Below are 22731 nucleotides of genomic sequence, written 5' to 3'. Positions count from 1 at the left end.
GCGCTTAGGGTTATTTGCCTCACAGTCTTAGCTTTAACCTATAAAGCCGAGATTTAAGGCTGGCTTGGCAAGCTTTTCTTGGTGCGAAAACCATCGAGAATAATCATCGCTGCACCAATACAGATCGCGCTATCGGCCAAATTGAATGCTGGCCAGTGGTAGGTTCCCCAATAAAAATCGAGATAATCGACCACAAAACCATGCACGATACGATCAAACACATTGCCTACAGCACCGCCGATGATCAGCGCATAAGCAATATTGTTCCATTTATCGCTCGCTGGCAGACGGCGCATCCAATACGCAAGCATCCCCGTCACGAGGAAGGCAATGCCAGTAAACAACCAGCGCTGCCACCCTTCTTGATCACTCAAAAAGCTAAACGCAGCACCGTAGTTATGCACATACAGCAGGTTAAAGAAAGGCAGAACCTCAATACGGTTTGCCCAGCCATAGCCCATGTTATTCATCACCACTAGCTTAATCGCAATATCGGTAACGAACACCAGAAGCGCCAGCCACAGCCAGCGCACTCCGGATTGTTTGAGAGTCAGAGATGAGTTTGCCATCATATCAGCCTAAGTTACGCAAACTTGCGTACTTCGCCTTCACCCTCAACGTTAGACACGCAGCGACCACAAATGGTGGTGTGACCCGCAATCGTGCCTACATCAGGGGTGTGGTGCCAACAGCGATCGCACTTCTCAGCTTCGGTTTTGTTGACTTGAACAAACAAGCCATCAATGTCAGTGGCGTGCGCAGACTCACCTTTCTCAGCCAGTGGTTTCACCACAGCTTTTGAAGTCAGCAGTACAAAACGCAGCTCATCGCCCAGTTTCGCTAGCTTGCTCGCCAGTGCATCATCCGCAAACAGGACTAATTCTGCTTGCAACGAACCACCGATCAGTTTTTCGTTACGGGCGTTTTCTAGCAGTTTGTTGACTGAGCCACGCACTTTCTGAATATCATTCCAGAACGCATTGTTCAGCTCTTCACCTTCTGCTAGGCCAAACAGGCCATCAAACCATTCGGTGGTAAACACGAATTTATCACGCGCGCTGCCGTCCGCTTTCTGCGCTGGCATTGCGTTCCAAATTTCGTCAGCGGTGAATGACATGATCGGCGCCATCCAACGAACCAAAGCTTCAACGATGAAGAACAGTGCGGTTTGACAGCTACGCTGTGCATGGCCACCACGTTTCGCTGTGTATTGGCGGTCTTTGATCACATCCAGATAGAATGAACCCATCTCGATTGAACAGAAGTTCATCAAACGTTGTACCACCGCGTGCAGGTTGTAATCCTGATACGCTTGGATGATTTCTTGCTGCGCGGCCAGTGCGCGACCGACTGCCCAACGATCCAACGCTACCATTTCTTCAACAGGAATGATGTCTGTGGTTGGGTTGAAACCGTTCAGGTTCGCAAGGAAGAAGCGTGCGGTGTTACGAATACGACGGTACGCATCTGCAGAACGCTTGAGGATCTCATCTGAAACCGCCACTTCGCCAGTGTAATCGGTTGAAGCAACCCACAGACGCAGAATGTCAGCACCCAGCTTGTTGGTCACATCTTGTGGCGAAACTACGTTACCGATCGATTTCGACATCTTACGGCCTTGGCCATCAACCACGAAACCGTGGGTCAATACTTCTTTGTAAGGCGCTTTGCCTTTCATCGCTACAGAAGAGATCAGGGATGATTGGAACCAGCCACGGTGTTGATCAGAACCTTCTAGGTACATGTCCGCTTCCGCGCCGTTGAATTCGCTACGGGCATCCACCACCGCAGAGTGAGTCACACCTGAGTCAAACCATACATCTAGCGTATCCAGAACTTTCTCATAGTTGGCCGCGTCTTCTGCGCCAAGCAGCTCAGCAGAATCAAGATCCCACCATGCTTGAATGCCTTTTTGCTCTACCAGTTGCGCCACTTTTTCAATCAGTTCAGCGCTGTTTGGATGCAGTTCGGCAGTTTCTTTGTGCACGAACAGCGCAATTGGCACACCCCAAGTACGTTGACGAGAGATACACCACTCTGGGCGACCAGCCACCATACCTTCGATACGGCTTTGACCCCAATCTGGCATCCAATGTACGCCTTTGATTGCCGTCAGAGCTTGTTCACGCAGACCCGCTTGTTCCATAGAGACGAACCATTGTGGTGTCGCACGGAAGATGATCGGCGTTTTATGACGCCAGCAGTGTGGGTAGCTGTGCTCATACGCGTGATGATGCAACAGCGCGCCTTTTTCTTTTAGAACTTCCAACACTGAATCGTTGGCTTTAAATACATGTTGACCCGCAAATAGCTCAGTATCAGAGAGATACACACCGTTTGAACCTACTGGGTTTGCGACTTCTAGACCGTATTTTTGGCCTACTGCAAAGTCTTCTTGACCGTGACCCGGTGCAGTATGTACCACACCCGTACCTGAATCGGTCGTCACGTGATCGCCCAAAATAGCTGGCACGGTAAAGGCGTAGAATGGATGTTGGAACTGAACCAGTTCAAGGTCTTCGCCTTTCGCAAAGCCAAGGTTATGGAAATGCTCAATACCCGCACGATCCATCACCGATTTCGCCAGTTCAGCAGCCACGATAATACGCTCTGGTTGCTCACCTTCTACTTGGATCAGCACGTATTCTAGATCTTCACGTAGACATACCGCGCGGTTAGCCGGCAGAGTCCAAGGCGTGGTTGTCCAGATCACAATCGACACATCGCCTTTGCCTTCATGGCCAGCAACCAAACCAAACTTAGCCAGCACGGCGGCTTCATCAGCCGCTTTAAAGCGAACGTCAATTGAAGGAGAAACTTTGTTTTTGTACTCCACTTCTGCTTCAGCCAACGCTGAACCACAGTCAGTACACCAGTGAACCGGTTTAAAGCCTTTCAGCAAGTGGCCGTTATCAGCAATTTTTCCTAGAGCACGGATGATGTTAGCTTCCGTGACAAAATCCATGGTGCGGTAAGGCTTATCCCACTCACCCATGATGCCAAGACGTTTGAAGCTCTCCTTTTGACCTTCAACCTGTCCGGCCGCGTATTCGCGACATTTTTCACGGAACTCAGCAGCGGTCACTTTTTGCCCTGGCTTACCCACTTTTTTCTCTACCATCAATTCGATCGGCAGACCGTGGCAATCCCAACCCGGTACATAAGGCGCATCAAAACCTGAAAGGGTTTTCGATTTAATAATGACGTCTTTAAGAATCTTGTTCAGAGCGTGGCCAATATGAATATCACCGTTGGCGTAAGGAGGGCCATCGTGCAATACGAAAGATTTTTTGCCTTTTTTAGCCTGACGGATTGCACCGTACAGATCTTCTTTGTACCAACGTTGCAGCATTTCTGGCTCGCGTTTGGCCAGATCGCCGCGCATTGGAAACCCTGTTTCAGGAAGGTTCAGGGTATCTTTATACTCACTCATCGATTCTTAATTCCGTTATATTGGGCGAAGTTAGACATGTTGTTGTTTGGTGGAATCAACCGAACAATTCTTAAGCTGACGCAGCCACACCCTTGCTGCTTCAGCATCCAATTCAATTTGTTGCTTTAATGCCTCAAAAGAGGCGAATTTGCGCTCATCACGTAGTTTGTGCAAGAGCGCGACTTCCAGTTGTTTACCGTACAGGTTGCCCTGAAAATCAAAAAAGTGCACTTCTAGCTGTTGGCGAACCCCATCGACCGTCGGTCGATTACCGATATTGGCAACGCCGCCAAACGGTGTTTGTCCTAAACCATACGCTTCAACGACATACACACCAGAAACGGGGGATACACAACGCTTCAGTGGAATATTCGCGGTAGGAAAACCTATGGTTCGCCCCAGTTTTTGGCCATGCGATACACGACCACTGATGCTGTAATGACGACCCAACATCGTCGCGGCACTGCTCAATTGGTCAGCCGCTAACGCTTCACGTATCGCGGTGCTACTCACTCTTAGCTGCTGTAAACAGAAACTTTGGGTACTGACCACCTCAAAGCCGAGAGCCTGCCCCGCTTGCTGCAATAGAGCAAAGTTACCTTTGCGTTCTTTGCCAAAACAGAAATCGTCACCCACCACCAGAAACTTAACACCCAAACGAGCCACCAACAAGTCACGAATAAACGTGTGCGGATCCAATTGGGCAAAGTGGTGATTGAAATTCACACACAGCAATCGATCCACACCCAGTTTGCTCAGTTGGACAAACTTATCACGCAGACGCGTCAAGCGAGCGGGCGCTTGTTGTTTAGCAAATAGCTCTAAAGGCTGAGGTTCAAACGTCATCACCACCGAAGGCAACCCCATCTGCTGGGCACGCTGCACCACCTGACTGAGCACTTGTTGATGGCCAAGATGAACACCATCAAAGTTGCCAATCGTCAATACACAGCCCTGATGGCGAGATTGAATGTTATGAATACCGCGTATTAATTCCATCGGGAGATGCTTAAAACCTATATTTTCATTCTCATAGTGCGAAACTGGCGGATTATACCTAAAGCTCGCTACTCTGTCGCCGCTTTTAGATCTTTGAGGCGAACACCCAATAACAACAAAATAGCCAGATAAGATGCGACACCAAGACCAATCAAAGCTGTCAGCATAAGTGCACGCTGGCTGATCCCCCAACTCAACCATGCCGCCATGTTGTCTAGTTGCCACAAGAGAGCCCCAGTCATTACAGCGCCAGCAATCATCAGCCGCGCAACAAACCAGACGGTTTTGCGAGTTAAGTGATAGACGCCTTGTAAGTGCAAACCACGATAAAGCAGTGCCATATTCAGGAAAGCGGACATCGAGGTCGCCACCGCCAAGCCGACATAACCATAAAACCACGCAAAGATCGCGTTGAGTACGATGTTACTGAGCATCGCGACAATCCCATAACGCACTGGGGTTTTGGTATCTTGACGAGAGTAATAACCCGGAGCTAACACTTTGATCAGCATAAAACTGAGCAGACCGGAAGAGTAAGCCAATAGCGAGTAAGAAGCTTGCTCTACATCACTAGGGGTAAATTCACCGCGCATAAACAGCACCATCAACATCGGTTTCGCCAGTACCATCAGGCCAAGCATGGCTGGAATACCGAGAAACGTCACCATCCGAATCCCCCAGTCCATGGTGTGGGCAAACCCATCACTGTGCGCATCTACGTGTTTACGCGATAAGGCAGGCAAAATCACCGTCGCGATGGCAATTCCAAATAAGCCGAGGGGAAACTCTAGCAGACGATCCGAATAATAGAGCCAACTGATCGAACCGGTTTGCAGAAAACTGGCGACAAACGAGTCAAACAACAGGTTGATCTGGCTAACTGATACTCCAAACAGTGCAGGAATCATCAGTGTGCGAATTTTCACCACACCAGGATCTTTCCAGCCCCATTTGGGCCTAACTAGCACTCCAGCCTTGATCAAAAATGGCAGTTGAAATAGAAACTGAACTAAACCACCTAAAAATACACCAATCGCTAGACCAACCTCTGGCTGAGCTAGATTTGGTGAGAGGTACCAAGCACAGAGGATCATCATCACGTTCAAGAAAACAGGCGTGAAAGAGGAGACGGCAAACTTACCTAAGGTGTTTAAAATAGCTCCAGAAAGAGCAACAAAGGTAATAAACCACAAATAGGGAAAAGTAATTTTCAGCAGCAGACTGGCTAGCTCGAATTTTTCAGCCCCCGGACCACCATTAAGCCAATCGAGAAACCAACCCGCGCCAAATAATGCGGTCACAGCGCCAGATCCCAGTACCCCAACTAAGGTGACGAGAGTAACCAAAACACCAAGAGTACCTGACGCTCTAGCGATCAATTCTCGGGTCTTGTTGATATCGCCGGAGGCATGATATTCCGTTAATACAGGGACAAAAGCTTGGGAAAATGCCCCTTCCGCGAATAATCGGCGTAAAAAATTGGGAATTCGGTTGGCAAAAAAGAATACGTCAGCACTTGCGCCTGCGCCCATCAAATTGGCCACAACCACATCGCGCACTAAACCTAAAACACGAGAAATCAAAGTCATAGCACTTACAATGATGCCAGACTTGAGTAAGCGTTTACTCACGGTAACCTCGAATAAAGAGTCAAAACCACATTATCTGATTCGAAAGAATAAGAATGTCATAGTGAGATCAGATAAGTATTAGCATTGGTAAAAAAATGCTGATAGAATCCCCGCCATCTTAACCGCGAAGGCTCTTCGATACCAAGTTTGTTTGGTTCAGTTGGGTTTTTGCACAAATCATTTGACATTAAAGAGCAAATCGGGGATATTTCCCGCCCTTAAAATGTCACCGAACTAAGTTTTTGGGAGTTAGACCCTTGGCAAATAACAAATCTGCTAAGAAGCGCGCTATCCAAGCTGAGAAACGTCGCCAGCACAACGCTAGCCGTCGTTCTATGATGCGCACTTACATGAAGAAAACTGTTGCTGCAATCGCTGCTGGCGACAAAGAAGCTGCAACTGCTGCATTCGCTGTAGTTACACCAATCCTAGACCGCATGGCGACTAAAGGCCTTATTCACAAGAATAAAGCAGCTCGTCACAAGTCTCGCTTCTTTGCTGCGATCAACGCTCTGTAATAGAGTCAGATCATCAGCAACAAAAAACCGGCTTATGCCGGTTTTTTTATCTCTTTTTTTCGCCAACTCTCATGAGTTTTGGCAATAAAGACGATGCAAAAGCTCAATCATGGCTTTTACTTCTGTACTGCTCAGCGTATAAAAAACGGTTTGCGCTTCTTTACGAGTGTTAACTAAACCATCACGACGTAGCCACGCTAAATGTTGAGACAGAGCAGATTGGCTAAGTTCCAAGCGGCTACTGAGCTCCCCTACCGACAGTTCATTGTCCAGTAGCATACACAAAATCTGTAGCCGACGCTCATTCGCCATGGCTTTGAGCAATACCACTGCTTTGGCAGAATTTTTTTCCATCTCTTGGAGATTCATTGGTGCCCCCTAATACGGCATTAATATTTCAGCACTTCTCTCACTCTTCTCTGTCGTTCTAATCACCGATCACGAGGATCGGTTAAGTAAGAGTCATGTGCCAAAATAGTGAAAGCGGAGAAAACTCGCTGATAATGATAAAAAACTAATCAACAACGCTAGTTTATTGTTTTCATTTATCATTGGGTAGTAATCTGTGGCTTAACAGTGATAATTATTTATAAAAACAAGTTGGTAAAATCTGCATCACAAACATTTTTTACCGCAGGATGCTGAATCATGCGTTCAGCGAAGATGACATAATACTCTTCTTTAATCTCATCTACATGTCCGATGAGTTTCAGTGATGATTCAGCATCCACTTCTGAGACATAAAAAGAAGGAGCCATGAACACGGCATCACTGTGATAAATGGCAAATGCTTTCATTAAGGCTGAGTCATCAAACTCACCGAGAATGTGTGGCTGTAGACCTTGGCGATCAAACCACTGCCTCACTTTGCGCCCCATTGCTGTCCGACTGCCTGGCACGAGTAGCTTTTTGCTCTCTAAAACGGCTGGGAAAGGAGCAAAGTCAACCTCTCCAAAACTAAAGAAGCTCATTCGGCTCTCCCCCAGCTTTTTACTAAAGAGGCCAGGACTTTGGCTAGAATCGACGGGGCAATCAGACAAGATCATATCCAATTTGTGCTGCGCCAACTGTTCTAGCAACATTTCATGGGTCGATTCAAAACAGCGCAGATGAATCCGGTTATCACCCGGCACGGAAGTCAGCAGAATTTTACTGACTAACCTTTTAGAAAGAGCATCCGCAACGCCAACATCAAAAAGCAGGTTTGAGCGCTGGCTGTAATTCACAATATCGAGCATCTCATAACTCAAACCAAACATGCGATCAGCGTACTTAAAGACCAGCTGACCTAACTCGGTCGGTTCAATGCTACGGCCATTTCGTTTGGTGAGCTTGCCATCAAGCCGATCTTCCAAAGCTTTAATCTGACCTGTCACGGTTTGTGGCGTTAAAAATAGGGCATCGGCCGCTTTAGTGACAGAGCCTTGTTTGCACACCATCCAAAAGTAATAGAGGTGGTTGTAATTAAGATGAGACATGGATTGTTCTGCGCTGAAAACCGATGCTTTCTTATAGCAGATGCGATCTTTAACAACAATAAGTTCGTTCAAACCGAAGCAATCGCCATCTTAGGTTGAATTTTTCATAGTTTAAACAAAACAGTTGTCATAAATGGCGAGCGTTATTTCGCACACGCCCCTCTTATTTACACTTTGTTACAACCAAGTGCCATATCCAACCCTCCTTGCGAATCCTTTAAAAACAGTGAGATAAAGTTACTTCTATCATTAAATCTTTTCGCTAGCAGTAAGACTGCGCAATAACTCACCAGTTACATCTAAATGTCATATTAGTGAAATATTTCCTCTCTACGATTGCCTCGAATTCAACAACCGACCGAACCTTTAAAAAACGGTCCACGGAGAAAATGATGATAAACCAAGCAACTTCCCCAACAGCGCCGATTTCGCTGACGACGAAAGGCCTACGTTGGGCAAACTTGGCTTTCATGCTGTATTTACTACTTCTTGCTGTCGCGATGGTCGGCAGCGGTTTTAAATGGGCAACCGGCGACCAAGCCAAAGTCCTATTTGAATTTGCGTCTCACCCTGTTGCCGGTCTGATGATTGGTTTGGTGGCAACCGCATTGATCCAATCTTCAAGCACTGTTACTTCGATCATTGTAGGTTTAGTCGCAGGTGGTTTGCCTGTTGAAACGGCCATCCCGATGGTCATGGGTGCCAATATTGGTACGACAGTAACCAACACCCTCGTCAGCCTTGGCCACATGCGTTGTAAAGAAGAGTTTCGTCGCGCTTTTGCCAGTGCCACGATTCATGACTTCTTCAATCTGCTCGCGGTACTGATCTTCCTTCCTTTGGAAATGATGTTTGGCATTTTAGAGAAAGTCTCCCACTGGTTAGTTTCTCCTCTGCTTGCGACTGGCGATATGAGCATGAAAGGCTTTGATTTCATCAAACCTATCACAAAGCCAGTGATCAGTAGCCTTGAAGCACAACTTTCTGTATTGGGCGATACGTTCGGTGGTGTTGCGCTCATCGTATTGGGTATTGCGACCATTTTCGTTGCCATTACCTTAATGGGTAAGCTGATGAAAAGCCTAATGGTTGGTCGTGCACGTGAGATTTTGCAAAACGCGATCGGCCGCGGCCCACTCCACGGGATTGCCTCTGGTACCGTAGTGACGGTTCTTGTGCAGTCTTCTTCTACAACAACCAGCCTTATGGTACCTCTCGTAGGTTCAGGTGTACTGAAGGTTCGTGAAATTTACCCATTCACGCTTGGTGCCAATATTGGTACTTGTATTACCGCGCTACTGGCAGCAACCGCAGTCTCTGGTGAGTTTGCCGTGTTTGCGCTGCAAATCGCGCTGGTTCACTTAACTTTCAATATCATGGCGACCGTGTTCATCTATGGCATTCCTTTCTTACGTGAATTGCCAGTGAAAGGAGCAGAGTTAATTTCAACTTGGGCTTGTAAAAGCAAGATGGTCGTTGTCGGTTACCTCCTCGGCGTGTTTGTAGTGATCCCGGGTAGCATCCTAGCCCTCACGGCGTAACACCCCTTCGTAACTGAATAAAAAAAGCTCCATCGGGAGCTTTTTTTATTTGTGAAAACCACCACACATTAACCGTGATGCTTACACAGAGAAAGGATACTGAATCGCATCGTGGAACTGATATCCGGTCACTTCAAAGTCATCTAACGTCACCCACGTTTCCAAATCATGCAGAGTTTTAATGTCTGGATTGATGTGAAACTGGGGCGCTGCAAATGGTTCACGTTTGAGCTGCACATCTCGCATCAATGGCAACTGATCTTCGTAAATATGCGCATTAACGATTTTGTGATACGCCATGCCCGGTTTTTTACCGGTGATCTGCGCCATCAATGCAAGGAACACATAAACTTGAACCATGTTGAAATTGAGCCCTAACGGCACATCACATGAACGTTGGGTGCTATTAAGATATAAGGTATCACCCAACAGCGAGAAGTGGTGGCTGTACATACAAGGGCGCAGACACCCCATATGGAATTCACCAGGGTTGTAAAAGTTGAGGATTTCACCTCGGTCATCCACGCCACGCGTCAAATCATCGACAATTTTTTTCAGTTGGTCGATCTGACCGCCATCCGGTTTTGCCCAAGCTCGGCCTTGAACACCATACACCCGCCCCATATCATCCTCACCTTTTCGGTAAGGGTTACTGAGCCAAGCCTGATTCAAGTTGGCATTAGCATCCCAAGTTTTGGTCCCTAACTTGCGAAAGTCTTCGGCATTATCATAACCACGAATGTAGCCCAGTAGCTCAGCAACAGCCGCTTTCCAAAAGCTCTTACGCGTGGTCACTAAAGGAAACTGATTACTGCCCACATCGTAGGTCAAATCGGCATTAATCACGGTCAAACAACGTTTTGCCGTGCGTTCATTTTCAACCCAAACCCCTTGATCGACGATGCGCTGACAAAGTTCTAAATACTGTTTCACCTGACTACCCTATTTTGCTGCAACACGATCTTGATACAAACCGCGCTTATAAGACCAAACCATCATCAAAATACCAATGATCACCATCGGCAAAGAAAGAATTTGCCCCATCGAGATGAAGCCACCAAATAACCCAAGCTGAGCATCTGGCTCACGAACATACTCCACCAGAAAACGGAATGTGCCATAGCCGGCTAAAAACAGCCCTGACACGCTACCCAGTGGGCGAGGCTTACGGATAAACCAGTTGAGGATAAAGAACAGCACAACGCCTTCTAAGGCGAATTCATAAAGCTGAGAAGGATGACGCGGCAATGGTCCACCATTGGGGAATACAAAAGCCCAAGGTACATCCGTCACTCGTCCCCAAAGTTCACTGTTCATAAAGTTGCCAATACGCCCCATTCCTAAGCCAAACGGAACCAAAGGAGCAACAAAATCTGCCACCCCAAAGAAGGTTCGTTGGTTTTTATGGGCATACCAGAACATCGCTGTAATCACCCCCAATAAACCACCGTGGAAAGACATACCACCAGTCCAAACTTTAAAAAGATAAAGAGGGTCAGCCAGAAACAGATCAAAATTATAGAAAATCACATAGCCGACACGGCCTCCCACCACCACACCGAGGAAGCCTGCGAACAACAAATCGGAGACTTGCTCACGTGTCCAGCCACTGTCAGCACGATCAGCGCGTCGATTGGCTAGCCACATCGCAAAAAGAAAACCAACCAGATACATCAAGCCATACCAACGCACAGACAGAGGGCCGATAGAAAACAATACGGGGTCTATATTGGGAAACTGCAGATAACCCTGAGACATAACAAACCTTCTCTTAAAAAATTAGTGAGATTACTGAAACAACATGGTCGCAGCAACGCACATCAAAAACACCGCAAAAAATCTTTTGAGTCTCGCGGTAGGCATTTGGGTGGCAAGCTTAGCACCGATACGCGTGGTCAGTATCGAGGTGCTAGCAATCGCAAGCAGTGCCGGAATGTAAACGTAACCAATACTGTATTGCGGCAGATTGTCTACCTGATAGCCATGTAAGATAAAACCAATCATGCCCGATATCGCTATCGCGAAACCGCACACCGATGAAGACCCTACTGCTTTTTTCATCTCAATGCCATGCCGATTCAAAAAAGGCACAGAGAGTGAACCGCCTCCAATCCCCGCAAGGCTGGAAACCACACCAATCCCTGTGCCACACAAGGTTGTGATCAACGCATTCGGCATTGGGTAATGATGTTGCATACGAATGGAGCGAAACATCTGCACACTCAAGAAAAAGACAATCACCCCAAATACTTTGGGTAAATATTGGCTTGGAATCCACTCAGCAACCACTGAGCCGAAAAAGCCTCCAACCACCACACCAGGCATCAGCCATTTGACGACAAAGAGATCAACATTGCCCAATTTTAGGTGGTTTAACGCCGATGAACCCGAGGTGAGAATGATAGTTGCCAATGACGTTGCCAAAGCAAGCTGCATAACAATATCCGAAGAGATCCCCGCATAAGGTAATAAAAACAGCAAAGCAGGAACAACCACTAAGCCACCGCCAATACCAAGCAGACCTGCAAGCACGCCCACTACAGCCCCTAAAAGCAGCAGTAAAGCTAAGAGTTCAATATTCACATTTGGTTCCTATTTTTTACCTGCGCGTACAAAACCCGCAAAGCCATGCTTTTCGATATAAGCGAGCATCATGTTATAGATTTCTCGCCCATACGGTTGAGTTAACGCATGGTCAGCCAGCTGTTTAAGTTCAGCCAGTTCAGAATGGCGCACCAGATATTTCACTTTCGCAACGTTGGAAGTGTTCATACTCAAGGTGGTATAGCCTAAGCCAATCAGCAGCAAAGCGCCAATCGGATCGCCGGCTAATTCGCCACAGACACAGACAGGGATCTGGTGAGTAGCACAAGTCACTTGGATCTGTTTGAGTGCCATCACTACGGCAGGATGCATGGATTCGTAGACATCCGCTACACGCGCATTGTTACGATCCACAGCTAACAGGTATTGAGTGAGATCATTGGTTCCTACAGAGACGAAATCAATTTTATCTGCTATCAACGGTAACAGATACAGCATCGAAGGCACTTCAAGCATAATGCCAATTTGCGGCATAACCACTCGCGGATCGAGCTGCGATACCTCTTGATAGGCTTGATAAATAAACTTCAACGCATCATCGAGCTCTTTTGCGCCAGAAATCATCGGCAACAAAATCGATAGATTGCCAGATTCCGCACTGGCTTTGATCATCGCCCTCAACTGAATAATGAAAATATCCGGATGATCTAAGGTAAAACGAATGCCACGCCAACCGAGAAAAGGATTATCTTCCTCAATAGGTAAATAAGGCAAAGGCTTATCCCCGCCAATATCCAAAGTTCGCATCACAACACGTTGATGTGGATACATATTCAGCACATGACGATATTGTTGGGTTTGTTCTTCTTCGGAAGGAAAACGATGTTGTAACAAGAATGAAATTTCAGTGCGATACAGGCCAACCCCATCCACGCCCTGATTGACCGCAATGCTAGTATCAGCACTCAGTCCCGCGTTCAATAGTAGCTCGACCCGTTCGCCATCAAGCGTAAAAGCAGGCTCACGAATTGCATCGTTCACCATACGTGACAGCTCACGCTCTTCTGTCGCTAACGCACGATATTCATTGAGAATGGTTTTGGATGGCGAGATAAAAACTTTGCCACTATAGCCATCCACAATCCCTTTCTTACCGTTGATGTCTCGTAAATTCAGAGAAACACCCATGACGGCAGGGATCCCTAAAGCGCGCGACAAAATCGCGGCATGTGAATTTGCCGCGCCTTCAAGAGACACCACCGCTAACAGCTTATCTTTAGGGAGCGCTGCCAAAATACTCGCGGTCAGCTCTCGCACCACCAAGATGACAGGTTTGTCGATTTTTGGCTGACTTGATTCCGTATTGAGCAAGAAAAACAGCAAACGCTGCCCCAACTCTCGTACATCTTGCGCTCGTTCACGCAAATAGACATCCGACATACGCGCGAAACGGTTCGAGTAGCTTTCCACTACTTGTCTGAGCGCCCAATCCGCACGATCCCCTTTTTGGATCTGCGCTTTGAGATCTTTACGCAGCATCGGATCATTGAGAAGGTGGGTAAAGAGATCAAAAATCGCCAAGGCTTCTTTATTGATATCACCATCGAGTTTTTTACGCATTCGGCGAAAATCAGCCAAGGCGCTCTCAACCGCTAAAGCAATTCGTTCTTGCTCTATGTCGATATCCAAGGTTGAAGCCGGTAAAACTTCTGAAAGGTCGGGCTGAGTATCATCCCACCAGAATTCGCCAATCGCGACACCTGAGGAAGCGGGAACCCCAGTGATTGCCTGCAATTTTTTGGATAAACGCCAATGCCCTTGGGTTTGGGCATGAGCAACCAACACCGCAAGCTGCGCGGCTAAAGTCACCAAAAATGAGACTTCCATTTCACTGAATAAGCGAGGGGATTTTTGCTGTACCACCAGCACACCAAGCACTTGCTTACGGTGGATAATGGGAGTGCCGAGGAAAGAGTGGTAAACCTCTTCCCCGAGCTGTTTGAAATATTTGAAACTAGGGTGTTTGGATGCTTCTGCAAGGTTGATGGGCTCAGCAGAACGCTTTACGAGTCCCACCAAACCTTCATCAAAATCAATGTGGATTTTATCGCCTTTGAATTTGAGGCCTTGAGTCGCCATCAACTCAAGGCGGTGCATCTCCTCATTTGCTAAGTAGACCGTACAACACTCTGTGCTCATCGCTTCGCACGTCTGTTTTACAAAAATATCCAACGCCTGATAGACATCTTCTACCTTTGAAACCTGTTCTACTATATCCCTTAGCTGAGAAAGCATGCCTAACCTCTGTGAGTGTTACGTTTACCCTTCACTTTCCGTTCTTTAAATGGCATCGCCAATGACGCGAATTCCTTCATTGCTCGGCGATAAACATCGCGTTTAAACGACACCACTTGCCTCACTGGATACCAGTAAGTTACCCAGCGCCAACCATCAAACTCAGGGGAACTGCCACGTTGCATATTGATTCTGGATTCATCACATTCCAAGCGCAGCAAGAACCATTTCTGTTTTTGTCCGATACAGACAGGTTGAGAATCCCAACGCACCAAACGCTTAGGTAATTTATAACGCAGCCAATGACGACTGGTCGCAATCACTTTAACGTCTTTCTTGGTTAACCCAACCTCTTCATACAATTCACGGTACATGGCTTGTTCAGGAGATTCTCCATCATCAATTCCCCCTTGAGGAAATTGCCATGAGTGTTGCCCGTATCGTTTCGCCCAGAAAACCTGACCATGGTTGTTACAAATCACAATCCCGACATTCAGCCGGTAACCATCGCCATCGATCACTGGCAAACCTCTAGTAAATTCTTTAATTGCGTTGATTTTTCCACATATCCCCAAGCGGAGCAAACTTACTATTGTGATTCGCCCGATATTTATTAGTAAATCGGATAAAAAAGGATAAGTTCGGCTTCAGAACCAAGTTATCAACAAATTTATGAGACATACAGCGCATTTATTCACGTTTTCTGTGAATAACCGTGTGCAGAAACTTTGAAGTTGTGCAAAAAAAGTTACTTATCAACAAATCACGAGAAAACAAATTACGACAAAAATAATAATAAACACTTTAAAAACAATGAATTAAATAAAAACTCATTATCATGGCGAACATTGCAAATCAAACTGGGAAAAGATCCTACTTGGCAGGTCAAAGATCCATCAATTCATGCACTCCTTTACCTTAACTCCCTATATTTACCAAATGGCAAGCCCCTCTTACTCTCTTGAAACGTTTTGACTTACTGTGTATTGATCCATGAGTTAAATCCTTTTCAGCAATAGAAAATAAAACTGTGGATAACCTGACGGAGAAACGCAAGATGTCGATAAACTATCGCTTTTTATGACTTATCACTTTTGTTTAATCATCGATATTGCAACTAAAAAATAGGGGCAAAAATGGCAAGTGAATGCAAAATCGGTACAATCACGTTAGGAATGTGTAACGCCGATAACGAACATGAAACCAGCACCAGCTTCCCAACAAGAATTAGTCATTCGTGCTCAAGAAATTGCCGGACTGAGTTTTGCTGAACTCGCCAATGAAGCCGGAATGACCGTGCCGCCAGATCTGCGCAAAGACAAAGGTTGGGTTGGACAATTACTGGAATGGCACTTGGGCGCCACCGCAGGCAGTAAACCACAACAAGATTTTGAGCATTTGGGTATTGAACTGAAAAGCATCCCAGTCAGTTACACTGGAAAACCACTAGAAACGACCTTTGTTTGCGTGGCACCACTCACAGGCGTGCATGGTTTAACGTGGGAGCAAAGTCATGTGCGTAATAAACTGTCAAAGGTACTTTGGATCCCAGTACAAGGTGAGCGAGAGATTCCCCTTGCTGAGCGCTGTGTTGGCTCACCGCTACTGTGGAGCCCTTCTGCCGAAGAAGAAGCACAACTCAAAGCAGATTGGGAAGAATTGATGGAGCTGATCGTGCTCGGGAAAGTCGCACAGATCACCGCCAAACATGGTGAGGTTTTGCAACTTCGTCCTAAGGCCGCCAATGGACGAGCATTAACCGAAGCATACGGTGCGAATGGCCGCCCTATCAAAACGTTACCTCGCGGTTTTTATCTGCGAACTCAATTTACCGCACAAATTCTGCAACGTTACTACGCCTAACCCTTAGCGTGGCGACATTTTTGTTTTCGTGTTGCCGTGAGTCGCTTATAGTGAAAATCCTGTATCCCTGTTGTGATTTGATGATAGTTGGGGATTCAGGGTTCAATCACACATTGTGTTTTCTCATCCCTACGGCGTGGTGTGCTCAACACCCAGCCAAAACGCCAACCAGAAGGGGTTCGTATTCGTTCTTTGGCTCTCAGACAAGGAAGTACTATGCAATATACCAAGCTGCCTCACTCTAGCCTCGAAATCAGTAAGATCTGTTTAGGTACCATGACTTTTGGTGAACAGAATTCACAAGCTGATGCCTTTCAACAGCTCGATTATGCTCTAGAACGTGGTGTTAACTTTATCGATACAGCCGAGATGTACCCGGTACCTCCAACAGCGGAAACTCAAGGTAAAACCGAAGAGTTTATTGGCCATTGGCTTGCTAAATCAGGTAAACGAGAAAAAGTGGTGCTCGCAACAAAAGTCGCCGGTCCACGCAATGTTCCTTATATTCGCGACAAAATGTCGTTAGATCATCGCAATATTCATCAAGCCATTGATGATAGTTTACGCCGCTTGCAAACTGACTATATCGATCTTTACCAAATTCACTGGCCACAGCGACAAACCAACACCTTCGGCCAGCTCAATTACCCCTATCCAGACAAGCAGGAAGAAGTGACACTGGTTGAAACACTCGAAGCGCTGAGTGATCTGGTGCGCATGGGTAAAGTTCGTTATATCGGGGTCTCGAATGAAACACCTTGGGGAGTCATGAGTTATCTGCGTTTAGCGAAAAAGCATGAACTGCCGAGAATCGTCTCCATCCAAAACCCTTACAATCTACTCAACCGCAGCTTTGAAGTCGGGCTTGCCGAAATTAGCCATCTCGAAGGAGTGAAGCTTCTTGCTTATTCACCACTCGCCTTTGGTACCTTAAGCGGAAAATACCTCAATGGCGCTCGTCCTGCTGAGGCACGCTGTACATTGCATCAGCGCTTCTCTCGCTACTTCACACCTCAAGGGATACTTGCAACGCAAGCTTATGTGGAACTGGCACAGCAGTTTGGCTTAGACCCCGCACAAATGGCGTTGGCATTTGTCAATCAGCGTCCATTCGTCGCGTCAAACATCATTGGAGCCACGAGCATGACGCAGTTAAAATCAAATTTGGATAGTTTAGAGATTTCATTAAGTGCAGAACTACTGCAGAAAATTCAAGAGATTGGAACCACTTATTCCAATCCCTGTCCTTAGTGGTAAGGATCTGGTGAGTTAACTCACCAGATCCTTCGCATTACGTCGGTATTCGCGCATTTAACACACGGCGGATATGTCTCACACGACGTTCAGCGACAACAGCATCCGGTAGACTCCAGCCGATAGGACGACCGTCTTCTTGCAAACCAATGTCACGTAACAAGTGTGGATTATGCCAAGGTAAATGGTAGCTACTTCTGCGAACTTTACGTTTCCACTCTCGTTCTTCACGACGTAGATCAGCACGAACCAGTAATACGGCTAGTTGTAAATAAATAGATTGACGCATGGTTATTTTCTCCAGTTTGTGTGCTGGGGAAAATGACGATCGGAAGGTAAAAGTCAGAAAGCACTCTTACTCAGCTGCCATTTTCCGCAGCCTAATAAGAGGTTACGGATTAATTCAGTTATCTTTGCTCAAATCATTGCCCATTACGCGCACCGGAAAGCCTCGGTGTGCGGTTTGATGGGTTGAATCAAGATTAGAAGCGCAAAGCAATGTTGCAGATACGAAATGTGCCATGATGCGCCTCCAAGCAAAGTCAATTAATCCTAAGAAATGTGTTGTGTAAGTCAAACTTACGGTTAAATTCTAAACAACTCTACCCATCAAATTCAACTTTTTATTGCATGTGTTCGAGAATACAGCGTTTTTTACTAATCAGCAGCGTTATTACTGATGTGAATAACATATTCAGCTGAGCAATAAATCGGCAACCGAATATGCATCCAATCCGGCTCGTACACAACAACCGTTGATGGTGATAGCAGCCCAAAGTGATAACCACATAAAAAATTCAGCCACTTAAAAGTGGCTGAATGTCTGTCACATGACGTCTGCGAGGCTAGAAATTTTCATCTGTGATCAAATTATGCTTATTCAGCAAACGGTACATGGTTGCTCGTGACACTCCTAGCTCTTTCGCTGCCGTTGATACTTGACCAGAATGTGATTCCAGAACCAGTAGCAGCGCATCACGCTCTGAGCGTTCACGGATACTTTTCAAGCTACGACGACCATCACTGCGTTTTGGCAAATCAAGCTGTGATTCATCCAATACCACGGTATCGGACATCAATACCACTCGTTTAATTTGGTTCATCAACTCGCGCACATTGCCTGGCCAGTGGTAGCGAGTTAAGCCGCGTACTGCATCTTCAGAGAAACTACGCGCTTGGGCGTTATATTCTTTGGAATATTCCTGTAGAAAATGTTTTGCGAGCAGAACAATATCTGCAGCGCGTTCCTTCAGGCTCGGTACATTAATCCGTAGCACATTGATGTAGTGATAAAGTTCTTCATTGAAATCACCATCAATCAAGGCTTTTTCAATATCAGAGGAGTTGGCCGCCAAAATCCGCACATCGACCTCTACGACACCTTGTTTGGTTTCAACAGTGCCTTCTTGTAAGAAACGCAGTAGGTTGAGCTGCTGACTTTTGGGTAGCGTCAAAATGTCATTGAGGAGCAAAGTTCCACCGTCAGCTTGCAATAAAAGCGGTTGCTGAACCTCATCACTCTCTCCAATACCAAACAATTCACTTTCCAGCCGCTTCTCCGACATGGCTCGACAATTGACTGAGATAAACGGCTTTTGCGCTCTCGATGACGTTTTATGAATCGCTTTTGCTACGGTTTCTTTGCCGGTTCCGCTTTCACCATAAATCAAAATACTGACGTCAGTCGGCCCAATTCGTTTGATTTGGTCGCGCAAGCGCTTCATTGGCATGGATTCACCAATCAAGCCCATATTGCCGGCCGAACCAAAATGTGGCCAAACTTTCTTTTCCAGCTTCAGCATGCCTAGCTGATGCCCGATGGTGCTCAATAACTGCGCATCTGGGATTGGCGCGGTAAAAAAATCGATACAAAAGTTAACGATAAACTGGCAGATGGTATCTGAACTTAACTGTGCTTCACGAATAAATGCTAACCAACGAACTTGCTTGTGGCTACTCACCAAATTGGCAATCCCGTTTAAGCTAAACTCATCATGGCTTAAATCCACAATACCGATACAAGGGCCTGTTTCTACAAACAGCGCATCCGCTTTACGCAAATCCGCAACTTGGGTACAACGCCAACCTACTTTTTCCAACACAGCCAGCCAGGGTTCATAGGTACCTCCCACCACAACGAGAGAGCCAGGTACTGAATCCATACGGAATTGAGTGCTCATGAACCTATATTCCTTATTGTTATTGTTACGATGCGGATTATTCTATTCGCACCCACTACATGGTTACAGACGTTACATTAACGAGACTTTGCACGATAATCTGTCTCATAGATAAGACTAGACAACAAATTCAAAACTTTCTAATCAAGTTGTGGGAGAAAATCATAATTCAGAGAAAAGAACGACTTACATTCGGTTGAGTTGGCATGATTCTTTCGGATGGGATAAAAATGGGATAAAAATGGGATAAAAAAACCGCTCAACGAGAGCGGCTTTTTATCATCTTATCATCTGCGCAGTACTTATTGCTGAGGGCGCATCGCAGGGAACAAGATCACATCACGGATGGTATGTGAGTTGGTCAGTAGCATGACCAGACGATCAATACCAATACCTTGACCCGCCGTTGGCGGTAAGCCGTGTTCTAACGCAGTAATGTAGTCAGCGTCGTAGAACATCGCTTCATCATCACCAGACTCTTTGGCTTCCACTTGCGCTTTGAAACGTGCGTCTTGGTCTTCTGCATCGTTAAGCTCTGAGAAGCCGTTTGCCACTTCACGGCCACCGATGAAGAATTCAAAGCGGTCAGTGAAGAATGGGTTGTCATCGCTACGACGTGCCAGTGGAGAGATGTCCGCTGGGTAGCCAGTGATGAAGGTTGGCTGCATCAGTTTAGGTTCAGCCGTTTCACCAAAGATCTCTTCGAGAAGCTGGCCACATGTCCAGAAAGGCTCAACCTCAACGTGAACGGATTTCGCGATAGAAACCATGAGGTCACGGTTTTGAATATCTTCTTCGGTAAGTGCTTGGATCTGCGCGTGATTTGGATTGTAGTGCTTGATCGCCTCAACCATACTCATACGCGCGTATTTGCCGCCAAATTCAACGGTATGTTCACCGTAAGGCATTGAGGTTGAACCGAGAACTTCTAACGCCACAGAGCTGAGCAGTTCTTCCGTCAAGTCCATCAGATCTTTGTAGTCTGCGTACGCCATATAGAATTCCATCATGGTGAATTCTGGGTTGTGACGTGGAGAAAGACCTTCGTTACGGAAGTTACGGTTGATTTCGAATACGCGATCAAAACCACCCACAACCAGACGCTTCAGGTACAGCTCAGGGGCGATACGTAGGTACATAGGCATGTCGAGTGCATTGTGATGCGTGATGAACGGACGCGCACTCGCACCGCCAGGGATCACGTGCATCATCGGCGTTTCAACTTCCATGAACTGTTTTGAGATCATGAAGTTACGAATTGCTGACATCACTTTAGAACGTACAACGAAAGCGTTGCGTGAACTTTCATTGACGATCAGGTCAACGTAGCGCTGACGGTAGCGCATTTCTTGATCGGTCAGGCCGTGGAATTTCTCTGGTAGTGGACGCAGAGCTTTAGTCAGCAGTTGGAAATGCTCCATGTTGACGTACAGGTCACCTTTACCAGATTTGTGCAGTGCACCTTGCACACCGATGATGTCACCGATATCCAAACCTTGGTATTGGTCTTTCAGCTCTTGCTGAACGTCTTTCGATGCGTAAGCCTGAATACGACCAGAGGTTTCCTGAATCACCAAGAATGGACCACGTTTTGCCATCACACGACCGGCGATAGACACAACATGATTCAGTGCTTCTAGCTCTTCCTTACTCTTTTCACCGAACTCCTTCTGCAGATCACCCGCTAGGCTGTCGCGACGGAACGAGTTTGGGTGTCCGTTTGCTTTACAGTTCTTGCGGATGTGATCCAACTTGCTGCGACGCTCTGCAATCAGTTTGTTTTCTTCTTGCGCGATTTGCTCTTGATTAATCTCGTTTTGAACAGCATCAGTCATTTGCATGTACCTTGTTTGTCGGTAAAAAGCTTACAGGCCTGATTTCAGGCTAGCTTCGATAAATTTGTCTAAGTCACCATCGAGTACCGCTTGCGTGTTGCGGTTTTCAATACCTGTACGTAAATCCTTAATTCGTGAGTCATCCAACACGTAAGAACGGATTTGGCTACCCCAGCCAATGTCAGATTTGGCATCTTCGTTCGCTTGTTTTTCGGCGTTCTGCTTTTGCAGTTCCAGTTCAAACAATTTGGCGCGAAGTTGCTTCATCGCTTGGTCTTTGTTTTTGTGCTGTGAGCGATCGTTTTGGCACTGTACCACGGTATTGGTCGGCACGTGCGTAATACGAACAGCAGATTCGGTGGTGTTAACGTGCTGACCACCCGCACCAGAAGCACGATACACGTCTATACGCAGATCGGCAGGATTAATTTCGATATCTATGTTTTCATCCACTTCAGGGTAGATGAACGCCGAAGCAAACGACGTATGACGACGACCACCTGAATCGAACGGTGATTTACGCACTAAACGGTGTACACCCGTTTCTGTACGCAGCCAACCATAAGCGTAATCACCAATGATACGAACCGTCGCAGATTTCAACCCTGCTACGTCGCCCTCTGAAACTTCAATCACTTCAGTTTTAAAGCCTTTAGCATCCGCCCAACGCAAGTACATGCGCAGTAGCATAGAAGTCCAGTCTTGTGCTTCTGTACCACCAGAGCCCGCTTGTAGATCTAAGTAGCAATCGGATGAGTCATGATCGCCTGAGAACATACGGCGGAACTCCAACTGTTCGAGTTTCACTTCTAACTCGTCCAGCTCAGGACCAATTTCGTCAAACGTTTCTTGATCTTCCGCTTCGATGGCCAGTTCAAGCAAACCTTCAACATCGTCGACACCACGATCCAGTTGATCGATAGTATCAACCACCGCTTCTAGTGCAGAACGTTCTTTACCTAAGGCTTGCGCACGCTCAGGTTGGGTCCAGACATCGGGTTGTTCTAATTCGGCATTGACTTCTTCAAGACGCTCTTTCTTGGCATCATAGTCAAAGATACCCCCTCAGGATATTTGTGCGTTCAGACACATCCTGCAGGCGGTTTTTAATAGGATTGATTTCAAACATGTTGGCTTACGGTTTATGAATAGAAATTAAC

At 46.5% G+C, this 22731-nt stretch carries 19 protein-coding genes; 4 read left to right on the top strand and 15 right to left on the bottom strand.

The window, feature by feature from the left end; genetic code table 11:
- Positions 1-53: 53 nt before the first annotated feature.
- From lspA to murJ, 4 genes are all read right to left on the bottom strand, one after another.
- Positions 54-569, bottom strand: a complete 516-nt coding sequence (gene lspA / locus MKA69_RS07500; RefSeq protein ID WP_032470141.1) for a signal peptidase II — start codon at positions 567-569, stop codon at positions 54-56.
- Between the two features lie 14 nt (positions 570-583).
- Positions 584-3433 (bottom strand): isoleucine--tRNA ligase, encoded by a 2850-nt coding sequence (gene ileS, locus MKA69_RS07495; RefSeq protein WP_305847770.1) that lies wholly within the window; start codon positions 3431-3433, stop codon positions 584-586.
- Between the two features lie 30 nt (positions 3434-3463).
- Entirely contained in the window at positions 3464-4432 is a 969-nt protein-coding gene (ribF, locus tag MKA69_RS07490) for a bifunctional riboflavin kinase/FAD synthetase (RefSeq protein ID WP_000420412.1), read from the bottom strand.
- Positions 4433-4500: 68 nt separating this feature from the next.
- Positions 4501-6063, bottom strand: coding sequence for a murein biosynthesis integral membrane protein MurJ (gene murJ / locus MKA69_RS07485; RefSeq protein WP_305847769.1), 1563 nt, complete (start codon positions 6061-6063; stop codon positions 4501-4503).
- Between the two features lie 257 nt (positions 6064-6320).
- On the opposite strand from murJ, the gene rpsT reads away from it, so the two are divergent.
- On the top strand, positions 6321-6581 hold the full coding sequence (gene rpsT / locus MKA69_RS07480) for a 30S ribosomal protein S20 (protein ID WP_000002742.1): 261 nt from the start codon (positions 6321-6323) through the stop codon (positions 6579-6581).
- Positions 6582-6650: 69 nt separating this feature from the next.
- Here the strand turns inward: rpsT and MKA69_RS07475 are convergent, their stop codons facing one another.
- Positions 6651-6950, bottom strand: a complete 300-nt coding sequence (locus MKA69_RS07475) for a metalloregulator ArsR/SmtB family transcription factor (RefSeq protein WP_055028254.1) — start codon at positions 6948-6950, stop codon at positions 6651-6653.
- A gap of 218 nt (positions 6951-7168) precedes the next feature.
- Positions 7169-8059, bottom strand: a complete 891-nt coding sequence (gene nhaR, locus MKA69_RS07470) for a transcriptional activator NhaR (RefSeq protein ID WP_032470143.1) — start codon at positions 8057-8059, stop codon at positions 7169-7171.
- 392 nt (positions 8060-8451) lie between these two features.
- Here nhaR and MKA69_RS07465 point away from each other — a divergent pair, with 392 nt between their 5' ends.
- Complete coding sequence (locus MKA69_RS07465) at positions 8452-9600, top strand: Na/Pi symporter (protein ID WP_055029670.1); 1149 nt, start codon at positions 8452-8454, stop codon at positions 9598-9600.
- A gap of 81 nt (positions 9601-9681) precedes the next feature.
- On the opposite strand, the gene MKA69_RS07460 is transcribed toward MKA69_RS07465, so the two are convergent.
- Genes MKA69_RS07460 through rppH form a run of 5 tightly spaced genes read right to left on the bottom strand, consistent with a single transcriptional unit; the run spans position 9682 to position 14960 of the window.
- The gene (locus MKA69_RS07460; RefSeq protein ID WP_305847768.1) at positions 9682-10533 is read right to left on the bottom strand and encodes a thymidylate synthase; all 852 of its coding nucleotides are present in this window, start codon (positions 10531-10533) and stop codon (positions 9682-9684) included.
- Between the two features lie 9 nt (positions 10534-10542).
- On the bottom strand, positions 10543-11358 hold the full coding sequence (gene lgt, locus MKA69_RS07455) for a prolipoprotein diacylglyceryl transferase (RefSeq protein WP_000077640.1): 816 nt from the start codon (positions 11356-11358) through the stop codon (positions 10543-10545).
- Between the two features lie 30 nt (positions 11359-11388).
- Entirely contained in the window at positions 11389-12183 is a 795-nt protein-coding gene (locus MKA69_RS07450; RefSeq protein ID WP_001019429.1) for a sulfite exporter TauE/SafE family protein, read from the bottom strand.
- A 9-nt stretch (positions 12184-12192) separates the two neighbouring features.
- Positions 12193-14439, bottom strand: a complete 2247-nt coding sequence (gene ptsP / locus MKA69_RS07445; protein WP_009355515.1) for a phosphoenolpyruvate--protein phosphotransferase — start codon at positions 14437-14439, stop codon at positions 12193-12195.
- A 2-nt stretch (positions 14440-14441) separates the two neighbouring features.
- On the bottom strand, positions 14442-14960 hold the full coding sequence (gene rppH, locus MKA69_RS07440; protein WP_009355516.1) for an RNA pyrophosphohydrolase: 519 nt from the start codon (positions 14958-14960) through the stop codon (positions 14442-14444).
- Between the two features lie 676 nt (positions 14961-15636).
- Here rppH and mutH point away from each other — a divergent pair.
- Complete coding sequence (gene mutH, locus MKA69_RS07435; protein ID WP_000801208.1) at positions 15637-16302, top strand: DNA mismatch repair endonuclease MutH; 666 nt, start codon at positions 15637-15639, stop codon at positions 16300-16302.
- A 216-nt stretch (positions 16303-16518) separates the two neighbouring features.
- Positions 16519-17553 carry an NADP(H)-dependent aldo-keto reductase gene (locus tag MKA69_RS07430; protein WP_305847767.1) on the top strand — a complete coding sequence of 345 codons (1035 nt, stop codon included), beginning with the start codon at positions 16519-16521 and terminating at the stop codon, positions 17551-17553.
- Positions 17554-17593: 40 nt separating this feature from the next.
- Here MKA69_RS07430 and MKA69_RS07425 read toward each other — a convergent pair whose 3' ends face one another.
- The 4 genes from MKA69_RS07425 to prfB all read right to left on the bottom strand — a co-directional run bounded on the left by MKA69_RS07425 (position 17594) and on the right by prfB (position 22700).
- Positions 17594-17845, bottom strand: coding sequence for a hypothetical protein (locus MKA69_RS07425; protein ID WP_001249917.1), 252 nt, complete (start codon positions 17843-17845; stop codon positions 17594-17596).
- Positions 17846-18401: 556 nt separating this feature from the next.
- On the bottom strand, positions 18402-19736 hold the full coding sequence (gene vpsR, locus MKA69_RS07420; protein ID WP_000107100.1) for a cyclic-di-GMP-binding transcriptional regulator VpsR: 1335 nt from the start codon (positions 19734-19736) through the stop codon (positions 18402-18404).
- Positions 19737-20038: 302 nt separating this feature from the next.
- Positions 20039-21571: a lysine--tRNA ligase gene (gene lysS, locus MKA69_RS07415; RefSeq protein WP_055028250.1), complete on the bottom strand. Its 1533-nt coding sequence runs from the start codon at positions 21569-21571 to the stop codon at positions 20039-20041.
- 30 nt (positions 21572-21601) lie between these two features.
- Positions 21602-22700, bottom strand: a protein-coding gene (gene prfB, locus MKA69_RS07410; RefSeq protein ID WP_108911955.1) for a peptide chain release factor 2 whose coding sequence is annotated in 2 segments (ribosomal slippage) — positions 21602-22624 and positions 22626-22700 — 1098 coding nt in all. Because the reading frame shifts where the segments join, the coding sequence is not laid out codon by codon here.
- Positions 22701-22731 lie beyond the last annotated feature (31 nt).

This window comes from Vibrio sp. AH4 (assembly GCF_030710545.1).
GTDB lineage: Bacteria > Pseudomonadota > Gammaproteobacteria > Enterobacterales > Vibrionaceae > Vibrio > Vibrio metoecus.
Note: the sequence above shows the minus strand (reverse complement) of the source record. Positions and strands in the feature narration are given on the sequence as shown.

What these genes read in the sequence shown, in the direction of transcription:
- lspA (WP_032470141.1), bottom strand. Translation starts at nt 569, where the DNA reads ATGGCAAACTCATCTCTGACTCTCAAACAATCCGGAGTGCGCTGGCTG.
- ileS (WP_305847770.1), bottom strand. Translation starts at nt 3,433, where the DNA reads ATGAGTGAGTATAAAGATACCCTGAACCTTCCTGAAACAGGGTTTCCA.
- ribF (WP_000420412.1), bottom strand. Translation starts at nt 4,432, where the DNA reads ATGGAATTAATACGCGGTATTCATAACATTCAATCTCGCCATCAGGGC.
- MKA69_RS07475 (WP_055028254.1), bottom strand. Translation starts at nt 6,950, where the DNA reads ATGAATCTCCAAGAGATGGAAAAAAATTCTGCCAAAGCAGTGGTATTG.
- nhaR (WP_032470143.1), bottom strand. Translation starts at nt 8,059, where the DNA reads ATGTCTCATCTTAATTACAACCACCTCTATTACTTTTGGATGGTGTGC.
- MKA69_RS07465 (WP_055029670.1), top strand. Translation starts at nt 8,452, where the DNA reads ATGATAAACCAAGCAACTTCCCCAACAGCGCCGATTTCGCTGACGACG.
- lgt (WP_000077640.1), bottom strand. Translation starts at nt 11,358, where the DNA reads ATGTCTCAGGGTTATCTGCAGTTTCCCAATATAGACCCCGTATTGTTT.
- ptsP (WP_009355515.1), bottom strand. Translation starts at nt 14,439, where the DNA reads ATGCTTTCTCAGCTAAGGGATATAGTAGAACAGGTTTCAAAGGTAGAA.
- mutH (WP_000801208.1), top strand. Translation starts at nt 15,637, where the DNA reads ATGAAACCAGCACCAGCTTCCCAACAAGAATTAGTCATTCGTGCTCAA.
- MKA69_RS07430 (WP_305847767.1), top strand. Translation starts at nt 16,519, where the DNA reads ATGCAATATACCAAGCTGCCTCACTCTAGCCTCGAAATCAGTAAGATC.
- MKA69_RS07425 (WP_001249917.1), bottom strand. Translation starts at nt 17,845, where the DNA reads ATGCGTCAATCTATTTATTTACAACTAGCCGTATTACTGGTTCGTGCT.
- vpsR (WP_000107100.1), bottom strand. Translation starts at nt 19,736, where the DNA reads ATGAGCACTCAATTCCGTATGGATTCAGTACCTGGCTCTCTCGTTGTG.
- lysS (WP_055028250.1), bottom strand. Translation starts at nt 21,571, where the DNA reads ATGACTGATGCTGTTCAAAACGAGATTAATCAAGAGCAAATCGCGCAA.